At 38.8% G+C, this 21,695-nt stretch carries 22 protein-coding genes; 16 read left to right on the forward strand and 6 right to left on the reverse strand.

Translation table 11 applies throughout. The annotated features are described in order from the left end of the window. The first annotated feature begins 210 nt into the window (after positions 1–210). The 7 genes from DSM08_RS07315 to DSM08_RS07345 all read left to right on the forward strand — a co-directional run bounded on the left by DSM08_RS07315 (position 211) and on the right by DSM08_RS07345 (position 10,931). A complete protein-coding gene (locus DSM08_RS07315) occupies positions 211–816 on the forward strand; it encodes a porin family protein (RefSeq protein WP_149525547.1) in 606 nt (201 codons plus the stop codon). A 140-nt stretch (positions 817–956) separates the two neighbouring features. Next, the gene (locus DSM08_RS07320) at positions 957–1,865 is read left to right on the forward strand and encodes a transposase (RefSeq protein WP_149525548.1); all 909 of its coding nucleotides are present in this window, start codon (positions 957–959) and stop codon (positions 1,863–1,865) included. Positions 1,866–3,094: 1,229 nt separating this feature from the next. Then, positions 3,095–4,432 (forward strand): IPT/TIG domain-containing protein, encoded by a 1,338-nt coding sequence (locus DSM08_RS07325; RefSeq protein ID WP_149525549.1) that lies wholly within the window; start codon positions 3,095–3,097, stop codon positions 4,430–4,432. A 56-nt stretch (positions 4,433–4,488) separates the two neighbouring features. Next, the gene (locus tag DSM08_RS07330) at positions 4,489–7,614 is read left to right on the forward strand and encodes a SusC/RagA family TonB-linked outer membrane protein (RefSeq protein ID WP_149525550.1); all 3,126 of its coding nucleotides are present in this window, start codon (positions 4,489–4,491) and stop codon (positions 7,612–7,614) included. Positions 7,615–7,634: 20 nt separating this feature from the next. Further along, positions 7,635–9,668 (forward strand): RagB/SusD family nutrient uptake outer membrane protein, encoded by a 2,034-nt coding sequence (locus DSM08_RS07335; protein WP_149527671.1) that lies wholly within the window; start codon positions 7,635–7,637, stop codon positions 9,666–9,668. Positions 9,669–9,690: 22 nt separating this feature from the next. Beyond that, the gene (locus tag DSM08_RS07340) at positions 9,691–10,587 is read left to right on the forward strand and encodes a BT_3044 domain-containing protein (protein WP_149525551.1); all 897 of its coding nucleotides are present in this window, start codon (positions 9,691–9,693) and stop codon (positions 10,585–10,587) included. Positions 10,588–10,718: 131 nt separating this feature from the next. Then, entirely contained in the window at positions 10,719–10,931 is a 213-nt protein-coding gene (locus DSM08_RS07345; protein ID WP_149525552.1) for a hypothetical protein, read from the forward strand. An 84-nt stretch (positions 10,932–11,015) separates the two neighbouring features. On the opposite strand, the gene DSM08_RS07350 is transcribed toward DSM08_RS07345, so the two are convergent. Genes DSM08_RS07350 through DSM08_RS07360 form a run of 3 tightly spaced genes read right to left on the reverse strand, consistent with a single transcriptional unit; the run spans position 11,016 to position 12,751 of the window. Beyond that, on the reverse strand, positions 11,016–11,735 hold the full coding sequence (locus DSM08_RS07350; RefSeq protein ID WP_149525553.1) for a LytR/AlgR family response regulator transcription factor: 720 nt from the start codon (positions 11,733–11,735) through the stop codon (positions 11,016–11,018). Further along, positions 11,732–12,058: a LytS family sensor histidine kinase gene (locus tag DSM08_RS07355; protein ID WP_149525554.1), complete on the reverse strand. Its 327-nt coding sequence runs from the start codon at positions 12,056–12,058 to the stop codon at positions 11,732–11,734. The genes DSM08_RS07350 and DSM08_RS07355 overlap by 4 nt, the downstream gene beginning before the upstream one ends. Positions 12,059–12,106: 48 nt before the next feature. Beyond that, positions 12,107–12,751, reverse strand: coding sequence for a histidine kinase (locus tag DSM08_RS07360; RefSeq protein ID WP_149525555.1), 645 nt, complete (start codon positions 12,749–12,751; stop codon positions 12,107–12,109). A gap of 233 nt (positions 12,752–12,984) precedes the next feature. Between DSM08_RS07360 and DSM08_RS07365 the strand changes: the two genes are divergently transcribed. Continuing rightward, positions 12,985–13,515, forward strand: a complete 531-nt coding sequence (locus DSM08_RS07365; RefSeq protein ID WP_149525556.1) for a hypothetical protein — start codon at positions 12,985–12,987, stop codon at positions 13,513–13,515. Positions 13,516–13,546: 31 nt separating this feature from the next. Next, positions 13,547–14,017 carry a hypothetical protein gene (locus DSM08_RS07370; protein WP_149525557.1) on the forward strand — a complete coding sequence of 157 codons (471 nt, stop codon included), beginning with the start codon at positions 13,547–13,549 and terminating at the stop codon, positions 14,015–14,017. A gap of 138 nt (positions 14,018–14,155) precedes the next feature. Here the strand turns inward: DSM08_RS07370 and DSM08_RS07375 are convergent, their stop codons facing one another. Both DSM08_RS07375 and DSM08_RS07380 read right to left on the reverse strand, forming a co-directional pair. Further along, positions 14,156–14,965, reverse strand: coding sequence for a hypothetical protein (locus DSM08_RS07375; protein WP_149525558.1), 810 nt, complete (start codon positions 14,963–14,965; stop codon positions 14,156–14,158). Positions 14,966–15,053: 88 nt separating this feature from the next. Next, entirely contained in the window at positions 15,054–15,917 is an 864-nt protein-coding gene (locus DSM08_RS07380; protein WP_149525559.1) for a hypothetical protein, read from the reverse strand. A gap of 370 nt (positions 15,918–16,287) precedes the next feature. Between DSM08_RS07380 and DSM08_RS19015 the strand changes: the two genes are divergently transcribed. The 7 genes from DSM08_RS19015 to DSM08_RS07405 all read left to right on the forward strand — a co-directional run bounded on the left by DSM08_RS19015 (position 16,288) and on the right by DSM08_RS07405 (position 20,850). Further along, positions 16,288–16,455, forward strand: a complete 168-nt coding sequence (locus tag DSM08_RS19015) for a hypothetical protein (RefSeq protein ID WP_187774004.1) — start codon at positions 16,288–16,290, stop codon at positions 16,453–16,455. 80 nt (positions 16,456–16,535) lie between these two features. Further along, positions 16,536–18,242 (forward strand): tetratricopeptide repeat-containing sensor histidine kinase, encoded by a 1,707-nt coding sequence (locus DSM08_RS07385; protein ID WP_149525560.1) that lies wholly within the window; start codon positions 16,536–16,538, stop codon positions 18,240–18,242. Positions 18,243–18,247: 5 nt separating this feature from the next. After that, positions 18,248–18,913, forward strand: a complete 666-nt coding sequence (locus DSM08_RS07390) for a response regulator (RefSeq protein WP_149525561.1) — start codon at positions 18,248–18,250, stop codon at positions 18,911–18,913. A gap of 81 nt (positions 18,914–18,994) precedes the next feature. Then, complete coding sequence (locus DSM08_RS19020; protein ID WP_187774005.1) at positions 18,995–19,174, forward strand: hypothetical protein; 180 nt, start codon at positions 18,995–18,997, stop codon at positions 19,172–19,174. A 16-nt stretch (positions 19,175–19,190) separates the two neighbouring features. Beyond that, the gene (locus tag DSM08_RS07395; RefSeq protein WP_187774006.1) at positions 19,191–19,718 is read left to right on the forward strand and encodes a thermonuclease family protein; all 528 of its coding nucleotides are present in this window, start codon (positions 19,191–19,193) and stop codon (positions 19,716–19,718) included. 189 nt (positions 19,719–19,907) lie between these two features. After that, a complete protein-coding gene (locus DSM08_RS07400; RefSeq protein ID WP_149525563.1) occupies positions 19,908–20,339 on the forward strand; it encodes a hypothetical protein in 432 nt (143 codons plus the stop codon). After that, positions 20,272–20,850: a hypothetical protein gene (locus DSM08_RS07405; protein ID WP_149525564.1), complete on the forward strand. Its 579-nt coding sequence runs from the start codon at positions 20,272–20,274 to the stop codon at positions 20,848–20,850. Before DSM08_RS07400 ends, DSM08_RS07405 begins: the two co-directional genes overlap by 68 nt. A gap of 202 nt (positions 20,851–21,052) precedes the next feature. Here DSM08_RS07405 and DSM08_RS07410 read toward each other — a convergent pair whose 3' ends face one another. Beyond that, positions 21,053–21,334 carry a hypothetical protein gene (locus DSM08_RS07410; RefSeq protein WP_149525565.1) on the reverse strand — a complete coding sequence of 94 codons (282 nt, stop codon included), beginning with the start codon at positions 21,332–21,334 and terminating at the stop codon, positions 21,053–21,055. Between the last annotated feature and the right edge of the window lie 361 nt (positions 21,335–21,695).

Here is a 21,695-nt window from a genome sequence, read left to right on the forward strand (position 1 = left end):
ATTTGTGGGATATTTTACCTCCGGCTCACCCATTTAATTAATAGAGGGGAAAGTGATTGATCCGATAGGAAAATTATGTGTATGATATTTTAAATATTGGCATCAACATATATACTTAATAGCTATATTTATCTGATCGTTTATGCGTAAACATCCGAGCCTTCGGGAGTTTAATAAGCGTTCTTGAATTATGAATTTTAACAAACCAACATGAAAAAACTCTATTTTTCCATGGCTTTTGTGTTAGCCATGACGACGGGCGTAATGGCTCAAAACAATTTTGGACTCCGCGCCGGATACAACTTAGCAAATCAGTTTATCCGCGAAGGCGACTATTCTGCTACCACCAAGATGGCTTCCCGATTCCACGTCACAGGTTATTATGATGCCCGTGTAAATCAAGGGTTCTCCTTACAGCCTGGACTTTCTTTGGAAGGTAAGGGCGGTAAGTCTAAACTACCGGAAGGGGATTACATCGACAAATTTCTTTACTTACAAGTGCCAGTGAATTTCTTAGGCAGAGTGCCAACAAGGAGCGGCGACTTCTTTTTTGGAGGAGGACCATATTTGGCTTATGGCATCAGTGCAAAAGTTACTAGCGATAACCAAGGTGTGGATTTACACTGGGGAAGCGGCGTTGACGAGCTTAACCCTTTCGACTTCGGATTAGGTGCTATTGTAGGCTATAGATTTATGAACGGCTTCAATCTTAGTATTTCGAGTTCTGCAGGCCTAATCAATATATCGAATACCGATACGAAATACTTAAATCGCGTAACCTCGTTTAGCGTAGGCTACGAGTTTGGAAGAAGATAGTATTTATTAGTTAGTATTTAGTAATGCGAATTAAGGGTTGAAATATATTGGAAAAAGCTTCTTAAAAAGAGGGGTGAAAACTTGCATAAAAGCCTGATTATCAGTATATTTATAATGTTCCTTGCGCATTATTAAACAACATGATCAATCAGGCCAAGGCTCTAAAATTAATAAAATTATACCAGTATGTTTGTGATAAATATGACAGTGAACTGCAATATTACTGTCAGCGATTTTCAAACAATAACACACCTGACTTTACTGATCAGGAGGTTTTGACCATCTATTTATTCAGTGTGCACGAGGAACAGCGGCTAAGGATCAAGCAGATCCATAAATTCGCCTCGGATTATCTGATGGATTGGTTTCCCAAGCTAACTTCATACGTAGCATTCAATACCCGTATCAACCGCCTTTTTGATGTTTTGAGATCTCTTTGTCAGTCAGTTATAGAGGACTTTGCACCAGAGGAGTGCTCCAGAGAATTTTCCCTACTGGACTCTATGCCCATCATAACCTGCAGTGGGACTAGAAGGGCAAAGGTAGCTCTGGAGATAACGGATAAAAGCTTCTGCTCAACGAAGAGGCTTTGGTATTTTGGATTAAAGCTTCATGCGCTCAACAGCTATAACAAATCCACGCTGCCTCGTCCGGAAAGCATAGTAATAAGCAAGGCATCTGAAAGTGACCTGAACATATTTAAGGAGAATTGGGCATCCATCGCAGGTAGGACGTTCTTTGGTGACAAGATATACCGTGACGCCCCGTTCTTCGAGTGGTTTTATAAAGAAAAAAAATCAATTATGTATACTCCGATAAGGGAAACCCAAGGAAAACCAGATTGTTTAAAAAATAGGGATCGTGCTTATAATGACCTGTTTTCAAGAGCAGTATCTAAGGTAAGACAACCAATCGAATCCTTTTTTAATTGGATAAATGAAAAAACACAGATACAAAACGCAAGTAAGGTCAGATCTACCAAAGGACTATTAGTACATGTGTTCGGTAAATTAACAGCCTGTTTCATAAAGCCTATTTTCAACCCTTAATTCGCATTAGTAGCTAGTATTTAGTATAAAGACCTATGGCGGCCGATAATGGTCGCCATTTTTTTATTGTTTTTTAGGATGATATGGCTGTCTTTGAACTAGGAAAGGAAGGATGTTTGTCTTTGAACCTTTGGTTTAAACAAGAAAGGAAAATTTGTCTTTGAACCAGGAAAGGGAGGGCATTTTGTCTTTGAACCAGGAAAGGAAGGATTTAAGGATGGACAGGATCTTGTAATGTTGGATGACGGTATGGGCGTCGTGGGTTAGAGGAGAAGTTTAGTGAAACGTCTCTACGCATTGGCGTCCAATTGGCTTCTATACGGTTTTGAACTACATAGGCGGTAATCATGACGAACTGCGTAGAGACGTTTCACTAAACGTCTCTTAAAAACCTACGAATCGCATAGCGACATCCGACGAAATGTAAGATCCTGCTGATCCTTGCATCTTTCCTTTCCTGGTTCAGACTAGATAATAGATATCAGACAATAGATGTTAGACCCGATCCTGCTGATCCTTGCATCCTTCCTTTCCTGGTTCAGACTAGATAATAGATATCAGACAATAAATGTTAGACCCGATCCTGCCGATCCTTGCATCTTTCCTTTCCTGGTTCAGACTAGATAATAGATATCAGACAATAGATGTTAGACCCGATCCTGCCTATCCTTACATCCTTCCTTTCCTGGTTCAAGACAAAATTCCCTGCTCATCCTAGCATTCCTTCCTTTTCTGGTTCAAGACACTCTAACGTCTAAAATCTAATGTCAAATATCTAACGTCTAATATTTCATATCTAAAATCTAATACCAAGTTCTGCTCAGTCCCCTTTCAAACCCAATTCAAACCCAATACAAAGCCCAATCAGGACCCTTTTGAAAGGGCTTTGATTTGGGTATGAAAAGACTTATGTAGGGGAGTGATTGCTTGTAGGTTACTCTTTTTTATTTTCTTTTTATTTTAAATGCTGTACTTTTTAAAAGTTAAATTAAAGTTTCCTTCCCGCTATCCTCTTAATACAACATTAACAATATAGTAACTGGTTCTAAACATTCCCAACGAGTCTATTGGCTAGTTTTGCTCAAACTTTTGAAAAAGCACAATCATAAATTTTAACCTTAAACTGTGCGCTTGTTGTTATGTTCTCTTTCGTTTTTGAAAGAAAGCTTTCAGTTTTCAGATGCTTATGAAATTTTAAAACTTTTAAAGTAAATATTAATCTCAACGTTATGAAAATTCGTAGTTTACTAATGATGCCTCTGGCGTTTTTACTCCTGCTCAACAGCTGTAAAGACGAAGAGACTTTGAAGAAAAGTGAGCATGATCCTTCCAAGCCGATTGTGCTTAGCTCGTACTTTCCGTTAGAGGGCGGAGCGAGGACTAAAATACTTTTAGATGGCGAAAACTTTGGAACAGACCCATCTAAAATTAAAGTCTATTTCAATAAAGCGAAGGCTTCCATTATTTCTTCGAGCGGTAATCGCATTTATGCGATTGTACCTCGCATGCCAGGCGCTGATCCTAAGATTTCGGTTGTCGTGGGCAAAGATTCATTGGTTTATGAGAATTCCTTTACCTATCATACACAAGCGCAGGTGAGTACGGTGACTGGAAACGGGCAAAAGAATTTTAAACCGGGAGTCTTATCGGAAGCAGAGGTTTACGGAAAATATTTAGAATTGGATGCAGAGGGTAATATTTTTATGTCATGGCGCGATGGCGGCAACCCGGCTACCTTTGGTGTTGCCAGAATCAATGAGAAGGAAAACATCGTTACACCATTAATTGAAGCGCCATCGGCGACAAGAATACTTTATGCGAATGGTTTGACTGTTGACCGTGCAACGGGCATGCTAACTGCAGCACATGAGTCGACAAAAGAGGTGATATTTACATTTGACCCTCGCGAAGCATGGTATCCTCGACAACGAAATGTGAAGTATTCTACGGCTGACTTGACATCGATTGTCGATGCGGATCGCTACAAAAACTTTGTGACGTTCTGTCCTTATGATGGTCATTTATACACCCGCTATCGCGACGGCAAAATAGCGAAGATTAATCCAGAAACCATGGAAGCGAAGATTGTTCACCAAGGGCCATACGGTTCACAATATGGACAAGCTATCAATCCTAAGAAACCCTGGTTACTATACATCACATTGCACTCCAATGCGAATCCTATTGAGTTTAGACAAGGTATATCGGTACTTGACCTACGTGATCCTAACGGAACTGGCGGTTTCAAGCGCATGAATGCCCCTGGAGGTAGTGCTTTTCGTGATGGACCGATTGAAGATGCACTATTCAATTATCCTAAAGACATCAAGTTTGATAATGACGGGAACATGTTCGTGGCGGACTATGGTAATCATTGCGTACGCATGGTGTCGGCAGATAATATCGTGACAACGGTGGCAGGCCGACCTGGAACATCAGGTTACAAAGATGGAGGCCCTGCGGAATCATTATTTAACCAACCTTGGGGCGTTGCGGTGAATGAGCAAGGCGATATCTATATCGCAGATTGGAGCAATGCTAGGATTCGAAAACTCGTGATTGAATAATCATTTCCGATCAATTAAATATAAAACCAACACAAACTAATTAAGCAATAAAAAAGATGAAGATTTTTCATGCTATCTGTTTGCTGCTCTTTTGTTCAATCTTCTCGATTGCGAATGCGCAGGAAACAAAAGAATTAACAATTGCCGGAAAGGTAGTGAATGCGACGGGAGATCCCATGTCAGGGGTATCCATATTTGTGAAGGATAAACCTTCCGCAGGAACTTCAACTGGCAACGACGGTATTTTTAATATGACTGTCAACTATGGAGATAAAGTGGTTTTCAGCCATACAGGATATGATATACAAGAGCATTTAGCGATTGAATCGAAAGCTGATTTAATCATCGAGCTTGTCGAGAAGAGCTCAGACATCGATGAGGTCATCGTCGTGGGGCTGGGGAATGTTCAGCGTAAGATAAGTTCCGTAGGAGCGATTACAACGGTTGATGTCAAGAGTTTACAGACTCCTGCTCCTTCCATTGCCAATCTGCTTGGGGGTAGAGCTGCCGGGGTTATCTCCATGCAATCGAGTGGTGAACCAGGGAAGAACATCTCCGAATTCTGGGTGCGCGGTATTGGTACATTTGGAGCCAATAGTAGTGCACTTGTTTTGATCGATGGACTTGAAGGCGATCTGAATACAATTGACCCAGCTGATGTGGAAAGCTTCTCCATCTTGAAGGATGCTTCTGCAACAGCGGTATATGGAGTACGCGGAGCAAATGGTGTTGTATTAGTGACAACGAAACGCGGTTTGGTAGATCGAATTCAAATTACGGCGAGAGCAAACTCTACGCTTTCACATTTAAACAGATTGCCGCAATATCTAAATGCATTCGATTATGCCACATTAGCGAACGAGGCAACTGCACTGCGCGGTCAAAGTCCTTTGTACGACCAAACGGAAATGGGAATTATTCGCGACGGTCTGGATCCTGATATGTATCCAAATGTAAACTGGCAAGATGAAATCTTGAACAAAAACTCCTGGAGACAAAGTTATTATGTAAGTGGCCGTGGAGGGTCGGAAGTTGCGCGTTATTTCTTAAGCTTGGGCGGAAAGAATGAGTCTGCGGCTTACAAAGTTGATCCAAATAGCGTATATAGTTCCAATGTAGGATTCAATACATATAACTACCGTATCAACCTTGATGTTAACTTAACGAAAACAACAAAGGTTTACTTAGGATCGGATGGTTTCTTATCGCAATTAAAGCAACCGGGGGTAGCTAATACAGAATACATCTGGGGCGCACAATCGCGATTAACACCATTGGCGCTTCCAACACAATATTCAAATGGTATGCTGCCGGGCTTAGGCGGCGAGGATGCATCATCGCCTTATGTGATGATCAACCGTACAGGTAAAGCATTGGATGAAGCCTTCAAAGGCAAGGTAACATTGGCGTTGAACCAGGACTTCGATCCATGGGTTAAGGGCTTAAAATTTAGAGCTCAGGGTGCTTATGATGTACATAGTTTCTTTGAGGAGCGTCGAAAAGTTCAGCCCGGACTTTCCAAAGCATTAGGACGTGCTCCGGATGGATCGCTTATTATGCAGCAGACGGTATTGGAGGAGAAGGCGAAATATACCAAGGAAATTAAACAATATCGTAAATATCACTTTGAATCCGTGATCAACTATGATAGGCAGTTTGGCACGGATCACCGCACATCTGCATTGATCTATTACTATTTGAGCGATGCGAAGCATACTGATGATGCGAAGAACAACCTGGAGGCGATTCCATTGCGTTATCAAGGTGTATCCAGTCGTTTGACCTATGGATTCCGTGATACCTATCTTCTGGATGTGAACTTTGGTTATACCGGATCTGAAAACTTCCAACCAGGCAGACAGTACGGATTTTTCCCGTCGATTGCTTTAGGTTGGGTGCCAACGGGATATAAATATTTGCAGGAGAATGTGCCGTGGCTTAATTATTTTAAGATCCGTGCTTCTTATGGAACAGTTGGTAATGACCGTATTTCAGAAATCAGATTTCCATATTTGACAAAAGTAAACCAGAAGGAATCCAATATATGGGGAATCCCGGGAATTGAAACAATTCATGAGACACGTATTGGTGCAGACAATTTAGCTTGGGAGCGAGCAATAAAATCGAATATCGGTTTTGAAGGGAAGTTATTCAACAACAAGATCGATTTTGTGTTCGATATTTTTAAAGATCAACGTAATGGTATTTTCCAGCAACGTGTACAAGTTCCTTCCTATGTGGGTGTTGTTTCCAACCCATTTGCAAACGTTGGACGTATGAGGAGTTCAGGTGTCGACGGAAATATTAGCTTCACACATAATTTATCAGATCGAATGGGCTTCACCTTGCGAGGAAATTTCACTTACTCAAAAAACCTCGTTCAGAATTGGGAGCAAGCTTATTTAGAGTACCCTTATTTAGAATTTAACGGATTCCCGCATAAGTCTATTCGTGGGTATCAGGCCTTAGGTCTATTCAAAGACGAAGAGGATATTAAGTACAGTCCGAAGCAGTCTTTTGGTGATGTGTTACCTGGTGATATCAAGTACAAAGACGTGAATGGGGACGGGGTTATCGATGCCTTAGACAAAGTTCCTTTGACGCATAGTAACTATCCGCTAGCAATGTTTGGATTTGGTGGTGAATTCCGCTTTAAGAATCTGACTTTGGGTCTTTTATTTAAAGGTACCGGCCGAACATCATTCTTCTATGTAGGACAACAGATGGAGTTAAACGACGTGAAAAAAGTAAATGGTATGGGGTATATGCCATTCTTTAATGGCAGCGAAGGTAATGTACTTTCCATAGTAGCCGATCCTAATAATCGGTGGATACCGATGGACTACGCTGTAGCGAATGGTATCGACCCTTCATTAGCTGAGAACCCAAATGCGCTTTTTCCAAGATTACAATATGGTAATAACGCGAACAATAGTCAGCTTTCCTCATTTTGGCAGGGGGATTCTCGATACATCCGTTTAGAAGAATTGACACTAAGCTATAATGTATCGCCGAATTTCGTGAAACGCATAGGTGTAAAATCGCTTGATTTACAATTCGTGGGTACTAACCTGTACATCTGGGACAAGGTGAAAATATTCGATCCGGAGCAAGCTGCTTGGAATGGTCGAAAATATCCGATCCCATCAACTTACTCAATGCAAGTATATCTTAATTTTTAATGGATAAAGTGATAATGAAAATGAAATTAACGATCATAAATAAAATAGCTAAACTGTCGGTTTTGCTGATTGCTATTGCCTCAACAACCTCGTGTAAGGATTATCTAAACATTGATAATTATTTTGATGATGAATTTAATATCGACTCTGCGTTTAGCAGTACAAGAAATATAGAAGCTTATATGTGGGGGGCAGCCGCGATGTTCCCGGATGAATCCAACACTGTTCGATTTGGATATACGCCCGGGCCCATGGCTACGGATGAAGGGTTCAATGGATTGACAGGGAGTGGTTCCACCAACGTTTATTACGGAATGGACTATGTGACTGGGAATATCAGTCCGGATTTTTTCGGTGCAGGGTCATCTGATGATAACTATAACCTGAATCAATGGGGTCGATACTATAAGATTATTCGTAAGTGCAATAGCATATTGGCAAATCTCGATGTGCCCCGCGATCTAAGTACAGCCGATCGTCATCGTATTGAAGGCTTTACACGATTTATCCGTGCATATGCGTACTATAATATTTTGGTGGATTACGGTCCTGCCATTCTGTTGGGTGATGAGATCGTCAATACAAATGAACCTATCGAATACTATGATCGTCCGAGAGCAACTTACGATGAGACCATGGACTACACGGTAGAAGAGTTTGAAAAGGCAGCTCAATTTTTGCCTGCAGAGGTTTCGATTTTAGATTTCGGAAAGCCTAGCAAGGGGGCAGCTTATGCTTTGATTGCACGTCTTCGTTTGATTCATGCAAGTCCATTATTTAACGGTGGTCCTGTAGCTGCTGCTTACTTTGGTAGCTGGACACGTAAAACAGATGGCGCACATTATGTATCGCAACAATATGATGAGAGGCGTTGGGCAATTGCAGCGGCAGCAGCACAACGCGTTATGGATTTGGGGCAATACAAGCTTTATACCGCGATAGCTGATGATAAGACAAAACAACTCCCTCAAGGTGTAACTTCTGATCCGAACTTCTATGGTCAGTTTCCAAACGGTGCTGCGGGTATTGATGCATTTCGCTCTTATTCAGAAATATTTACCGGTGAAGCGGTTCCTGCAACCAACAAAGAGGTTATTTGGGGAAGAAATACAGATTATATAAGTGATCCAATAACGAAGGGGGCATTTCCTCCATCTTTAGGTGGTTGGGGTCGTTTCTGCGTGACACAAAAAGTGGTAGATGCTTATTTAATGGATGATGGTCGCACGAAGGAAGAGGCAACGATTGATGGTTATTACTCGGAAAATGGTTTTACAACGCAAGCGAAGCGATTCTCTGGATATCCTTTGAATGCTGGGGTTTACAATATGTATGCAAATCGAGAAATGCGTTTTTACGCTTCTGTAGGGTTCAACGAAGCAGTTTGGCAAGCTGAATCGAGTGCTTCGTTGAATAACTATACTGCAAAATATTATTATCAGGATGCGGATGGACGTGGAGGCGTTACTGCAACATCTCCAAACTACCCGATTACAGGATATGTTATTAAGAAGTTCGTTCATCCGATGGATGCGTGGAGCGGTACGGGTGCTCGCCGTATGAAGAAATCCTATGCGATTATACGCTATGCTGAGATCTTATTATCCTATGCCGAAGCGTTGAATAATTTAAAAGGAAGCCATACAGTAGAATTAGGTGGAAGACAATATACGGTTAGTCGCGATGAAGAAGCGATCAAGAATGCCTTTAATCAAGTTCGATACAGAGCTGGATTGCCGGGTTTGAATGCTGCAAAAGTTGGAAATCCGCAAACGGTTCAAAGTGAAATTGAGCGTGAGCGTATGGTTGAGTTTCTTTGGGAAAACAGACGTTACTATGATGTTCGTCGTTGGGGGATCTATGAGGAGACCGAGCGTGAACCAATCCGTGGCATGAATCCGGATGGGGCGACCAAAGAGACGTATTACAAACGTGTGATTCCGGGGACTTCATCCTTCTTGAAACGCGTTGTTCACAAGAAATTGGTATGGGTTCCCATTCCGCGTGAGGAATTGAGAAGATTACCGTCGCTAGATCAAAATCCAGGATATTAATATTGACATTAATCGAAAACACATGAAACGTAGATATATAGCAATGATGGCCCTAGTGGGGATGTTATCATCATGCAAAGACAACGAGTTGTTTGAAAAAGAAATGTATAAGAATGTGGTCGCATTAATCAGCAGTTCTTATCATAATACTTTTCAAGAAGTTGTGCCTTTAACTGGCGGAGAAACCTTGGGATATATTGCTGCATCGGTTGGCGGTACGCACCTTCCGGAGAGCGACTTGGTAATAGAATTGGCTGAAGATCAGGAGCCATTAGATACATACAACCGATCGTTGTTTGATTTGGATGAGAAACTTTATGCGAAATTATTGCCTAGAGAAAAATATAAGATTGAAGATTATAAAATACAGATCAAGGCAGGCGAACGAACAGGGAAGACACAGGTAAAGCTATTGGTTGATGGTCTTTCTCCTGATTCGACCTATTTTATTGCATTGAAGGCTAGTGAGGTCGGTGCGGTTGAAATCAATGAAAAAAAGAAAACTATTCTTTACCAGATTCAGATAAAGAATGCTTATGCTTCACAGGCTTCCGACGCTTTTTATACGATGGCGGGTTCGGCAAATGATATTGTGACGGCGGGAAATAAAAAGTTATATCCATTGACTAAGAATTCGGTTCGCGTGGTTGCGGGGAACGAGAGTTTTGAAAATAGCGAGGCTGCCATTGCAAAGACTTCGATGATCTTAGAGGTTGGCGAAGATAACAAAGTGACGATCAAGCCCTACAAGGATCTTCAGATCAAACAATTGGAAGGCGATGAAAGATATCCGAATACGTATCAATTAGAAGAATCTTTCGGTAGGAAATTTCATGTTTTCAATTTGAAATATGAATATCAGGTGGGAGAAACACCGATTGTGATGCAGGAGGAATTGCGTCTGGAAGTTGCGGATTAGATTCATCGATAATTTCTCGAATATATCCGCCAGTAGTGCAAATGTAGATTTTAAATGTTCGAATATTAGATATGGAAGTAGTTTAAATTCAGTGTTTTCTATATTTATAAATAAAACTAAAACTTAAGAGTATGAAGGCATTATCGAATCTTTCGAAATTTGAGATCAAAGAACAAAGCACTGTAAAAGGTGGAAAAGGATTTCCTCCAGGAACATACCCTATGCCAGGAGTTTCATTTCTAGCATTTTCACTTAATGAGTCATCGATCTTCCCAGGAACATACTACTATTCGGTTTGGGATGCGAATGGAAATTATGTTTGCGGTTATGTTCTACAAAAGTAAAATAAGATTAGGGAATGAAGGAGAGGCTGTGCAAAAACACAGCCTCTCGTTATTTATACCATTAAGCTCATAATTCTTGTTGTGCTAGAGTGTATTGTTTTCAATAATTGCAATCAGCTTTGCTCTGTAGCTAGCGCTTATCGGGAGTTTTTCGCCTTTTACCGACGCATGGTTATCCACGATAAAGTCTAGGTAATTGTTATTTAGGATAAATGAGTTGTGTATTCGTATAAAGTTTGAAGGGAGCTGTTCTTCGAGTTGTTTCATTCGTTTATAGACCAATACTGGAGAGTCATTTGCCAATACTACTTTGACGTATTCTTGTTGTGCTTCAAAATATAGGATATCATCGTAGTAAATTTTAATATGTTTTCGATCGGATTTGATGAACATAAACTCCTTTTTGCTCTCAGCAATGACGAAGGATTTATTTGCTGTTTGGGCTTGAAAGTAATCTCTAACTTTTTCTACCGCTTGCACAAAAGGCTTGAAGATGATAGGCTTCAATATATAATCTAGTGCATTGTATTCATAGCCTTCCAAGGCGAAGCTGGCATAGGCGGATGTAAAAATGATGCACTGTCCTTTCGGGAGTAATGCCGCTAATTCCATACCTGACATTTTAGGCATGTTGATATCCAGAAAAACTAAGTCGACTTTTTCTTTCTCCAGAAATTGTAATGCTTCAAAAGCGTCGTAACACTTTTGTTTTAACATCAAATAGGGAATCTTTTGAATATAGTCTTCAAGCAATTGAACCGCATTCGGCTCATCATCAACAATTAGACAGGTAATTATTTTCATAAGGGTAACTCTAGGTTGGCATTAAAGACATTGGTCGTTAGTGTTCTTTCAAATGTATAGTTTTTTCCATAAAGTAAGTCGAGGCGGGAGATAAGATTCTTTAGGCCGTTGCCACCTTGTTGGGTGTTTTTATCTTCGAAAACCCTATTTGATACCCTAATCATTAATTTTCCATCTGCGGATTGGATTTTTAACGAGAGGTAGTTTTCTGTGCTTCTTTTGTCGATTCCATGTTTAAAGACATTTTCGACCAAAGGTATGATGAGCATGGGAGGAAGCTCGATGGCATTTGAATCGACATTAACTTCGATATCGACGCGCATGGGGTGCAGCATTCGCATCCTTTCTAAATCAATATAATCTTTTAGGAACTATATATCTGTGGGGAGTTTGCCTAGTCCTTTTGATGCTTCATCCACAAAGTAGCGCATGATATTCGCAAGTTTTTCAATCAATTTGGCAGTTTGAGGAGACTCTCGTTGTGCGACGTAATAAATATTGTTGAGCGTATTGAACAAGAAATGTGGTTGGACCTGTGCTTTTAATAAATCGAGTTCCACTTTGGAGGTATATTCTTTAAGTTGCTTTTGGTCTTTGCGCACTTTGAAGTAATCCAAAGCTAGCCTGAATATAAAACTGAAAAGATAGTTAATGATTAAGGAGGTCATTATGCTAGCATAAACCTGAAAACTCGTACTTTGATCTGCCCCTCGAACATAAAGTTCATGAAAATAAGAACGAAGTTCTACACGAATAAAGCAAATTGTCCCGAGCAATAGGACTGTTGCAAGCAAATAGGTCAGCCGACGTCCCTTAAAATATAGCGCTGGCAAAAGAAAACAAGCATTTCCGTAGATTACCGCGAGCATACTAAGCATATTGATGACGGTGAATACCAAGGCGTAGCCAAAATCAGCATTCTGAAGATAGGATGCAAAAGTTAGAATCGTCACGAAAAGCCAGGTGATGACTTGTAACTTGACCAGAGAAACCTCTCTGTCGAAAAATTTAACCATAGTATTCAAGTTAGTAATACGTTGCTATATCCTAAATAATTTTCAATAGAATATTGTTTTTCATCAACAGATTGAAAGGTTGAGGATAGTTGCTCGTTCGTTAAAAATTCTATGCAATGTATTTAATTCATTCTAATATAAAGTTAGGGCAAGCGCATATTTGTTAGCAAGGAGATCAGGCAGCATTGCCAAAATCGGAAATATTAAAATGAAGAACAATAATGGATAGAATAATGAAAAACACACTTAACAAAATCGGCTTACTTCTAGTTTTAGCACTTCTGATGGTTTCTTGTAGTAAAGACGACTCCTCATCGGACGACTCAGAGGTTTTTTTTCGCTGTAAGATTAATGGGAAACTACATGAATTCAACCATAGTTTAAGTGCGAATGATAAACCGGACGATTGGAATACTATACATTTCGTGACCGTTGGAGGCCGTGAGTCGAAAGACATGGCTTCGCCGGGTTTTGGATTTCAATTGGTTTCCGATGAAGGAGCAAAAGAGACGACTTATGTTGCTGCGAATGGTGAAGGCCCTGAGTTGATCGGACAGTACTATATTCAAAACGTGGTGGACGGAAAGATTGTAAGTACGACAGGGTACCGCGGAGACGGGAACGATGGTTCAAGTTTTACATTGAGCATTACCAGTTTGACAAAATGGGGCGTTAAAGGAACTTTCTCGGGTGTATTGGAGGGAGACGACGTATTCCTGACGGTGACTGAGGGCGAATTCTCCGCGCCGTATAATAAGAACTAAAACATTTTTGAAAACTATAAAAACGAACACTATGAAAGCGATTTGTATATCATTACTGATGCTGTTTTGCCTAACAGCGACACAAGTAAAAGCACAGGGATTTTTAGATAAGATTGATCGTGCTACCGATAAACTAGATAGAGCAACGAATACCGCTGATCGCGCTGCGAATAAAGCCGATAAGGCAGGTAAAGTGGGTAAGAAAATCACAGGATTTTTCGGAAAAGGGAAAGACGCGGAAGACGGGCTGAACAAGACTGTTGTGAAGATTGAAGGAATCAGTTATGATCAATTGAATCAGCTGAACAAAAGCTTGAAATCTTGTCAAGGTGTCAGTGCGACGACTGTGGCTTACAACAAGAACAGTTCAAAAATTACAGTATCGCATGCAGGTGGCAGTAGTGAGCTGCTAGACGAGATGATGAAGAGATCTCAAGGTATTCTCTCGAAAGATGCAGTAGAAGGAGTAGAGGAGGGGCAGATCGAGTTATCGATAAAGTAGGTGCTTGATGGTCATGTTAAAGATTGAAGAAACAACAAACTTAATCCGCATACCGTTAAATTTTTAAGTAAAATCACACAAAACGTTGTTAATTCCTATGAGTTAGCTTAACTCTACCGGTCCTCGGTAGAGTTTTTTTTATTTCTCCTTCCGATATTTCTTTTGTTTTTCTGCGGAAAAAAAGAATTCCAGGCGTATATCCGGTTTTTGGAGCTTTCCTCTTCGATAAATAACCGGAAACCTTGTTATGAGTTTCGCCACACGCAGCGCCTCTTCTCTGAAAATTTCCGACTTTCCATAAACATGGAGTATGGTATCTAATTGTCCCTTTTCATTAGCGAGTAGATATACTCCGGCATGACCTGATTTTTCAATAGTAGGTAATGCTGACCAGTTTATCAGCGTGTCGATATGCTTATATAGTAGAGGATCGCCCATGTACATCGGTGTGTTTTTAGACATCGAGTTGTCGAAGTAAGCAGTGCTGTGTAATATCCCATTATCGAAAACATATTCATACTCATGTTCGAAAACGCTGGAGAAGACAGCATGATCGGAATACAGAAGTTTGCCACGAAATGCGGTAACCGTGTCGGAGAACCAATCTGCTTTCACTCGCCCGTTTTTGAACTTTTTGCCAAATATTACATGGAGATTTGCTTTGGCATTTTTCATTTCATTATAGATGTTGGTTAGATACAATTGATCATCAATAATTTCCCAATAGGCAACATATCCTCGCCAGCAGCCTGTTGAAAATCCCGCTAAGGAATCGGGAAAAAGTGGTTTATCATAGTTATTTAGATTCCTCCATTCATCGAACGGTAAAGCATGTAGCAACATGGTGTCTCCTTTGATAATTAGTCTGTCGGGTTCCTGCTCAGTAGCATGAGTGAAAGATGAATTGCTAATTAGGAAGAGGAAGGCTAAAATGGTGTAGTATTTCATGATATATTGGTTTTATATCATGATGAATTGAGGATGCTAATTCCATAGAAAATTGGAATTTAATATTGTTGGGCCTCCTATTTTGAAACTATTTCGTAGGATTTGAGCCTTTATATTTCTTGATCATATACCAAGTTGCCGGCTTTAATGTTCTTTCTTTATGAAGAGGATGCCGGCCTGCGCTTGTGAAAAATTCAACTTCATTGTTGATTTTCGAATACCAAACTTTATTCACATGCTCTTCCTGAAGCGTATCTGTTTGGGTAATCTTTTTAAAATGTATTAAATCTATTGGATCGAGAATTAGTTTCTCCGCATGTTTAATTTCTTCTTTGCAGTCGATTTTTACATATTGTGCTCCGTCCCAGTACATACATCCATCAGGTTTCAATTGCGAAGATGTCATATAGCCTACTGCGGCAAAGGAGAGGCTTGCTGCTGATATAGCTAGAATTTTGTTTAATCTGGTTTTCTTTTTCGGCTTAGCGCTCTCTGTAGTTTGGAAGAGTTGATTACGCTCAACGTTGTTATACATTTGAGGCATTTCAAGATCAACAGGCGCTTTAGATTCGTCATGTTGAAGATTTTGAAATGAGTTTCTCCACTCTACAAATGGTCTTGGACTAAAATCGATTAAGGCAGCAACTAATTTGACAATAATTTCGTCTGGAATTTTTGTTGTACCATTAAGGAAGTTTTGAACCGACTTTAGTCTTCCTAAATCGGTAGTTCTAATCGCTTTTTCGAGATCATCAGCTTTCGCATTTGAATTAAAGTATTCTTCAAAGACAGTTCTGTCTTCCTTGTTAAGTCCTTGGCGATATTTATTGGATGCATAATTTCTAAGATTCGCTGGCGAAGGATTTTCTAGGCTAGTCGGTAAAGCTCCTTGATTGCGTTTCTTCGTGTAATCCGCTAAAACTTCTTCCCTAAAGATGTCGAATTCAAACATTGAACTAATTGGTTTTCGTCATTCGAAATAAAGCATAATATCTAAGATGTACAAATTGTCTGTTGGAAAACAGGAGTTTTCGGAAATCAATAAGAAATATCGGAAATACCGGAAATATCTGATTTATAGCTGTTAAACGCCTGTAGTTTTGTCCTATGAATTCTTCGATAGCTCGTTTATTATTAGCGCGACTGTAGAGAATTCGTTTGGTAAGCTTGTAGAGAATCATCTGAAAAAGAGGAAGATCGTTTGATTTTCCTATGAGTTTACTTCTTCCTAAAAATCAGAAGGCCTTCTGAAAAATTAATGATTGATGCCATTTAGAAACGATGGCATCGGGATAGTTTTTTGACCTTAAATTTTAGAAGAAATGAAAAATTTGTTCGTAGCTCTACTACTGACTTTGGTGTGTTCCGCAGGTTATGCAAACTCCTTAGCTACAAATGATGGTGACCCTCAGACAAACAGCGGCGATAAAGGATCGGTACGTCCTACAAGACCATCGATGCCGACAATTTTGCCTGATCTGCTAGGCTAAGATCGCTAATTAAAAATGCAGGTAAAATCAATTTTACCTGTATTTTATATTTGGTAATATTGTTTACCAAATTATTATCCATGCGATGTCAATTATTCACACTGCTATTCAGCATATTGCTATTATTAGCGTGCCATTCTGAACGTCAAAAGTTAGCCGAAACTGATTCGAAATTAACTGTTGATAGCAATAAGAACTACGCTAAGGCAAATTCTTTCCTAGAGCAAGGAAGGTATGATAGTTCCTTTGTTTATTTTGATTTAGCAAGTGATGATTTTATACAAGAAGGCGATAGTCTTCATGCTGCGATATGTTTGATCCAGATGGCTATTACCCTGTTTGAAGAAGGCGATTATTATGGCGCTCAGGAAACTTCATTGGAGGCGGATAAGCTTTTAGATTCCCTTAATCAATCACATTCAGACTTGTTAGCTTTTAATTACAATAATTTGGGGAATGCAATTTCTGGTTATGGCGACAACGAGACAGCCATTGTATATTATGATTTGGCTGTGCAATATGCTGCGAATAAGATTGATGAACAAACCTATAAAAATAATAAAGCTGTAACACTTTTTAGTGCGAAGCGTTTTAAGGAAGCTTTTTTGATTCATAAAGAGAACTTAAAATCTGCTGGTAAAAAGGATAAGAACTATGCACGATGCTTGTCGAATTATGCGAATACAAGGTGGCGGATTGACAAAGCATATAATCCTTTGCCTGACTTACATAAGGCATTAGAGATACGTTTAGATGAATCGGATGATTCGGGAGTGAATTCCAGTTTTTCGCACTTATTTGAATATCATGATGGACGAAATTTGGATTCTGCGAGAATTTATGCTTCGAAATCCTTTAACATGGCCAGCAAGATCCAAGTTAGTACTGATCAGATAAATGCTGCAGAAAAGTTAATCAAGGTCAATTCAGATTCATCAAAATACTACTTTCAAATTTATAAGCATCTATCCGATAGCGTGCGGATGGCTCGATTAAAGGCGAGGAATCAGTATGCATTAATTCGTTATGAAGCCGAAAAAAACAAAATCGATAACCTAAAGCTTCAAAAGGACGTGTTGGATAGAGACCTTCGCATTTCGAAGGAGCGAGTCATTATGGTTGCAGTAATCGGGTTTGTACTTTCAGCACTTACATTTTTTATTTTGTGGGCAAAAAGGAGAAAACAAAAGATTACGATGGAGGCCGAAAATAAAGTGAAAGAAATACAATTGAAAACCTCAAAGAAAGTTCATGATGTTGTTGCAAATGGCATTTATCGTGTAATGACCGAATTGGAGTATAAGAGCGATTTTAATAAGCATGAACTTCTAGATAAACTGGAAGTTATGTACGAAAAATCCAGAGATATTTCCCATGAAACGAAGGAAATGTCTGAAGAAGGTTTTGCAATTGATGTCTCCACGTTAATCAAGTCATTTGCTAACGAGTCAGTTCACATCTTTATTGTCGGCAATGATCCACATATTTGGAATAAATTGTCTAAAAATACGAAGAATGAAGTATTGATCATTTTTCAAGAACTCTTGGTGAATATGCGGAAACACAGTCTCGCTAATGAGTTGATTTTTAGGTTTGAAGAACAGGATAATTTCTTAAATATTTTCTATCAAGATAACGGCATCGGATTCACCAAAGAGCGAAAAATTGGCAATGGTCTCCGGAATACGGGAAACCGTATGGAAAGGTTGAAAGGTAAATTTAATTTTGTTTCCGAAAGGGGAAAAGGAGTGAAGATAGAGTTGAATTTACCGCTTCCTCAAAACTGACCATTATGTTTAGAAAAGTATTAATTGCAGAAGATCATGAGATTACCAATGTTTCCGTTCAACGGACCATTAGTGATTTGGGGGTAGAAATCGCCAAGTATGTATATTACTGTGATGATGCTTTAGCGTGGATCAGTCGTGCGTTACGCGACGGAGATGCTTTCGATTTGTTGATTACAGATCTTTCTTTCGAAGAAGATTTCAATAAGCAACGTATTGCGGGTGGTATTGAACTGATTCAAGCCGTCAAGGTTATTCAACCAAATTTAAAAGTTATAGTTTTTTCTGGCGAAGATAGACCTGCCATCATTGACAGATTGTTTAATGAATATGGCATAGATGGCTACGTTCGCAAGGCAAGGCGCGATGCTCAACATCTTAAGGAAGCTTTTATAGCGATCGATCAAGGGCATACTTATGTTTCCTTCGATATCAAACAATCCTTAAAGCAAAGTCATACCTATGAATTCTCAAATATCGATATCCAAATTGTAAAACTGCTGTCAGAGGGAGTTTTGCAGAAAGAAATTCCAAACCATCTTAAGCAAAGGAATATAAAGCCTTCCGGATTGAGCAGTGTAGAAAAGCGGTTGAACATGATGCGAGAAGTTTTGGCTTTTAACAAAAATGAACAGCTGGTTGCTTATTGTAAAGATAAAGGGTTTATATAGGGGATTTTCATTCGAATACAGGGATTTACCAACCAACAAATTATTACTATATCGAATTTCTGATCGGACAGTTGTCTAGAAATGGACCATCAATACTGTCAGGGAGGCTATTGCGAAGGCTATTATGTAATGTATGAAATTCCTTCTTTAAAGGTTATCACAGACAAGGCCTATACGTCGGATGATAGCGACAATTTCAATGAAGGTGAGGATGAGGTTATCGATCCGATCATCGATTCTACAACATACGATGGCTTTTAGTTTTAACTTTGTATCTATGAATAAACTTTTATTAACATTCTTGATTTTTGTTTCCTGCCAAACGCAAAATGTTGCTGTCAATGAATTCTATGCGGATATAGATTTCGAACAGCAAATGTTCCAAAATCCAGAGATTTTTAAAGTGGATAAACTAATCGATGGTGATACGTTCTGGGTAATGAATAGTCGAAGGGAACATATGAAGGTTAGGTTAATTGGGATTGATGCGCCAGAAACAAGAACAGTTTTTAAGAAGAAAAAGCACCCCTTTGGTATGACGTCGAAATTGTATTTAGATAGTATTTTAGTGGCGAATCCTTATGTAAAATTAACCTTCGACGTCGATTCTTTGGATCAGTATGGACGAACACTCGCTTATGTTTATCTGAATGATGGAACCTTCGTAAACGAATTGATGGTTAAGAATGGATATGCCACATTAATGACGATTCCGCCTAATGTTAAATATCAAGAAAGACTGTATAAAGCGCAGGTAGAAGCGAGGGAAAGAAAGCTAGGAATATGGAAATCAGGTCTATATTAGCCGAAAAATTCTTTTATTAGAGGGGATAAAGATAAATGATTAAAGCAAATTAGTATCTTAACATGCCTTTATTATGATAAAGCCAAAAAGAATCCTCGGGGTGATGATCATTATAGTCTTCGTGCGCAATACTATTAACCATCTTTTCTGTTTAATTGAATAACTTTAGATATTAAAACCTACTGCATTATGAAGTATTTATTGATTACTGTTTGTCTTCTTTCGTTTATCTCATGTTCTAAAAACGATAGTCTCACAAGTGCTGAAACTGATTTAGTTGGTGACTGGAAGAGCGTAGATCCAGATTATGGATCTATTTGGAGTTTTGAATCGAATAGAGCGTATACAGAACGTTCTTACATTTTGTTTTCTAAATTAGATCATCTTAGATTATTAGAAAGGGGAAATTATAAAGTGATTGAAAATTCTCTAATAAAGAATATTGATGGGGAAGCATCTTATCAAAGTAAGATTCTTAAGCTCACAAAGGATAGTTTAATTCTTCAGTCTCAAGAGGATGAAATTGCCGGTCATAAGTTAGTTGTAAAAAAATATGTTAGAATCGGCAACAATGAGAATTATGATACCTTGGACTTTAATTTTATTTCTTCTCTTTGCTAATACTGGCTTAATTGCCCAGAATACAGTTTTAACTAAAATATCGAATGCACACTTATCGGAATCCAATTATCTTAGTAATGCATTGGAAATATCTACGTATAGAGAAAACATCGGCCTGGAAAATCCAAGTGGTGCTGAAAATACTAAGAATAACTCTGTGTTCAAGATCTCGTATCTATTGCCTGGAACATCAACAAGAATTCCGGGATTTATAGATATCGGTTACAATGTAATTGATGGCACTGCTGGTGATTTTGAGTCTGGTTTTAAAAATTTTGCAGCTGCTCTTATGATTAATGGCGACGAAGAAGACTACTTGATCGAGATTTTCAAAACAAGAGTTAATAACGGTGGAATATTTTTTGACAAAAGAAATAACTCTATTATTATGCTTATCAGGTCAAAGATTCATAAAATTAGAATGATAGCGATGGTGGAATTTAATGGTCTTACAACGGAACAGAAATTAGATTTTGCGAAAGATTTTATTCTTAAATCAACTGCTAAGTGACATAATATTTACGCCCGGAACTAATCCATGTCTGTGAAAAATAATGTATACTCTATAGATCGTAACTGATTGCATATACGCTTAGTGAATTTATGTCTGCACACGCCTCAACAATGATTGGGGCCGGAGCTAGTTCCAATGCAATTAAATATTCGTCATGTGGATCATTGTCACAGTTGTTAGCTGATAGTCAACCGACTTTCTATCTAACACCATAGTTAAGATCTCTTAATACATCAACAACTCTGAACCTTAGCCCTTCATAATTTTTAATATTAAACGTAGTATCGCTGGCATTATAAACTAATCGATCGGAACTTACTCGAGTATATTTAACCATTATATCTGTAAGTTCAGATAATGAATATGTTTTGCCTTCGATATTTAAGTAAATTTCCTCAGGAGTTTTATCAGTTTCGTCGTTCTTTTTACATGAACTTAAGCCTAGCATAAGCAACATGAAGATATAAAGTGTCGTTTTCATAATTAGGTGATTTAAAGATAGCACAAAAACAGTGTAAATGAAACTTTGTAGAATTTAAATCAATAAATCTATGTTGCTATTCTAGAAGGACAAAAGTTTTAATCGGATGAGTAATGCGACAGTATAATAAACTTCCTTGGCGATATTGCTACTAGCCTTTATGATTTCAGACCCGAAATAGTATAAATATATTATTTTATCTGATATTTATATTAGAAAGCGTAGAGATATTGGTTCTTTGAGCAAAAACGCTTTTAACGCGATACTAAATTAAAAGATTAGATCCTTTACAACGTTTAAACGAAAGAAATTAATAATATAGTTTCCGACTAAATATGAAAAACTTACTAATACTATTTTT

It is taken from the genome of Sphingobacterium hotanense (assembly GCF_008274825.1).
GTDB lineage: Bacteria > Bacteroidota > Bacteroidia > Sphingobacteriales > Sphingobacteriaceae > Sphingobacterium > Sphingobacterium hotanense.